This is a genomic window from Streptomyces sp. NPDC006450, from assembly GCF_040612195.1.
In the GTDB taxonomy this organism is placed as follows: domain Bacteria; phylum Actinomycetota; class Actinomycetes; order Streptomycetales; family Streptomycetaceae; genus Streptomyces.
Genome location: NZ_JBEXPT010000259.1, coordinates 1 through 2,321 on the forward strand (window position 1 = coordinate 1; position 2,321 = coordinate 2,321).

Genomic DNA, 2,321 nt, shown 5'->3' on the forward strand with positions numbered 1-2,321 from the left:
GCGCAGCCCCGCCAGGGGTCCGGGGCGCAGCCCCGCCAGGGGTCCGGGGCGCAGCCCCGCCAGGGGTCCGGGGCGCAGCCCCGGGGAACGGGCGAAGGGTGGGTAGGGGACGGCCGCCCGCAGGGCCCCCTCTCCGACCGCGGCCCCGCATCCGCACACCGCCCCGGCCTGCTCGCCCGGCTGCGCCGCCGCGCCCTCCGTGCCGCCCATCCGGCCCCGGCCGACCCCACAGGGGTCACGGAGGCCACGGGGGCCACCCCGGCCACGGTCAAGGCCGTCTCCCTCCGCCGCGGCCGCGCCGAAGTCCTCCGCGACATCACCCTCACCGTGTCGAAGGGCGAGACCATCGCCCTGATGGGCCGCAACGGCGCCGGAAAGTCCACCCTCCTCGCCACCCTCATCGGCACCCTGGAGCCCACCACCGGCCAGGTGACGGTCAGCGGCCGCACCCCCCACCGCACGCCGCCCCCGGAGATGGTGACCCGCGTCGGCCTCGTCCCCCAGGAGCCCCGCGACCTCCTCTACGCCGACACCGTCGCGGCCGAGTGCACCGCCGCCGACCACGACGCCGGCCAGGCGCCCGGCACGTGCCGTGCCCTCGTCGCGGCGCTCCTGCCCGACGTCCCCGACGACACCCACCCGCGCGACCTCTCCGAGGGCCAGCGCCTGGCCCTCGCCCTGGCGCTGGTCCTGACCGGCCGGCCGGCCCTGCTGCTGCTCGACGAGCCGACCCGCGGGCTGGACTACGCCGCCAAGGCCCGCCTCGTGGAGATCCTGCGCGGGCTCGCCTCCGACGGCCACGCCATCGTCCTGGCCACCCATGACGTGGAGCTCGCCGCCGAGCTGGCCCACCGCGTGGTGATCCTGGCCGGCGGCGAGATCGTCGCGGACGGCCCGACCGCCGAGGTCGTCGTCTCCTCCCCCGCCTTCGCCCCGCAGGTGGCCAAGATCCTGGCCCCGGGCCACTGGCTCACGGTCTCCCAGTTCGCGGCGGCCCTCTCCGCCGGGGCGGACTCATGACAACCCCCACCCCGGCCACCCCCACCCCCACCCCGGCCCCGGCCCCGGCCCCGGCCACCCTCACCGGGACCTCGGCCGGCCCCGCCGCCCCGGCCACCCGCCCCCGTTCCCGCCCCCTCCGCATCGGCCCCCGCGCCGCCGCCGCCCTGGTCCTCGTCACCCTCATCGGTCTCGCCGCCTTCGGCTGGCCGCTCCTCGCCGGCCGCCAGTCCGGCTTCGCCCACTCCCAGGACGCCCCCTGGCTCTTCGCGGCCCTGCTCCCCCTCCTGGTCGGCGTGGTCGTCGCGACCATCGCCGACGACGGGATGGACGCCAAGGCCGTCGCGATGCTCGGCGTACTGGCCGCGGTCGGGGCCGCGCTGCGCCCCCTCGGCGCCGGTACGGCCGGCCTGGAGCCCATGTTCTTCCTGATGGTGCTGAGCGGCCGGGTCCTCGGCCCGGGCTTCGGCTTCGTCCTGGGTGCGGTCACCATGTTCGCGTCGGCCCTGCTCACGGGTGGTGTCGGGCCGTGGATGCCGTTCCAGATGCTGGCCATGGGCTGGTTCTCGCTGGGCGCCGGGCTGCTGCCGGGGCCGGACCGGATCCGGGGGCGGGCCGAGCTGGCGATGCTCGCGCTGTACGGGTTCCTCGGCTCGTTCGCGTACGGCACGATCATGAACCTTCAGGGCTGGGTGATCCTGCAGGGCATGGGCCAGGGCATCTCCTTCCACCCCGGGGACCCGGTCGCGGCGAACCTCGCGCGCTTCCTCTCGTACTGCCTGGCGACCTCGCTGGGCTGGGACCTGGGCCGGGCCGCGCTGACCGTCGTACTGACCCTCACGCTCGGCGCGACCCTGCTGAAGGCGTTGCGACGGGCGACTCGAAAAGCGGCGTTCGACGCGTCCGTGGCCTTCGATCCGGGGGCCGGATCCGCTCCCGCGCCTTCCCCTGAAAGGGGTACGAGCAGCCACGGAGCGTGAGATCCGGGCCCCTCACCGGTGACCCGCCCCACAGGACCCACGTCACATACGAGGCGGGATAGTAGGCCTTGAAGGCCCCCTCCCCACCCCCTCACACCGCCCTCCACCTGCGCCGATGCCCACCCGGTCGGCGGGGGGCCGTTCCGCCCCCGCTGCGAGGCCCACTAGTAAAAGGGGTCTTTGCCAGGCGCGCTCCACCCCCGTAGAACTGGATGAGTCGCAAGGCGGACGGAGAAACCCCGGGCTCACCCCCGGACCCCCGGGTTCACCCCCGGATCTCCCGCTCCCGCCGACGAGCCCCTCTCCTTCGCGTGAGTGGATCACGCATGCCCCCGGCATGCC

At 75.7% G+C, this 2,321-nt stretch carries 2 protein-coding genes; both read left to right on the forward strand.

Annotated elements, in window-relative coordinates; all coding sequences use genetic code 11:
- A partial coding sequence (locus tag ABZY57_RS32645; protein ID WP_356518156.1) for an ATP-binding cassette domain-containing protein occupies positions 1-1,020 on the forward strand: 1,020 nt, incomplete at its 5' end.
- Positions 1,017-1,979: an ECF transporter S component gene (locus tag ABZY57_RS32650; RefSeq protein WP_356518158.1), complete on the forward strand. Its 963-nt coding sequence runs from the start codon at positions 1,017-1,019 to the stop codon at positions 1,977-1,979. The genes ABZY57_RS32645 and ABZY57_RS32650, both read left to right, overlap by 4 nt.
- Positions 1,980-2,321 lie beyond the last annotated feature (342 nt).